The following is a 746-nucleotide window of genomic DNA, read 5'->3' on the forward strand; positions in this document are numbered from 1 at the left end:
CCGATCCAGCCCAGATGGGTCTCCAGGATCTGGCCGATGTTCATACGACGCGGCACACCATGGGTGTTCAAGATGATGTCCACCGGGGTGCCATCGGGCAGGAACGGCATGTCCTCGGTCGCGAGGATCTTGCCGATCACACCCTTGTTACCGTGCCGGCCCGCGAGCTTGTCACCATCCTGGATCTTGCGCTTCTGGGCCACATACACCCGCACCAGCTCGTTGACACCCGGCGGCAGATCGTCATCGTCCTCCCGGGAGAACACCCGGATACCGATCACCTTGCCCGACTCACCATGAGGCACCTTCAACGAGGTATCACGCACCTCACGCGCCTTCTCCCCGAAGATCGCCCGCAACAACCGCTCCTCCGGAGTCAGCTCGGTCTCACCCTTCGGCGTCACCTTGCCGACCAGGATGTCCCCATCCCGGACCTCCGCACCGATACGCACGATGCCCCGCTCATCCAGATCCGCGAGCACCTCATCGGACACATTCGGGATATCCCGCGTGATCTCCTCCGCCCCCAGCTTCGTATCACGCGCATCGATCTCGTGCTCCTCGATATGAATCGAGGTCAGCACATCCTCTTCCACCAGGCGCTGCGACAGGATGATCGCGTCCTCGTAGTTGTGACCCTCCCACGGCATGATCGCCACCAGCAGGTTCTTACCCAGCGCCATCTCACCGTTCTCGGTGCACGGACCATCGGCCAGAACCTGACCACGCTCCACCCGCTGACCCTC

General features: G+C 62.5%; 1 pseudogene. It reads right to left on the minus strand.

Annotation, left to right across the window (positions count from 1 at the left end):
- A pseudogene (locus NA8_RS32215) lies at nucleotides 1–746 on the minus strand (DNA-directed RNA polymerase subunit beta); the annotation flags it as partial.

Origin of the sequence: Nocardia arthritidis NBRC 100137, assembly GCF_001612765.1 — a bacterium.
Taxonomy (GTDB): domain Bacteria; phylum Actinomycetota; class Actinomycetes; order Mycobacteriales; family Mycobacteriaceae; genus Nocardia; species Nocardia arthritidis.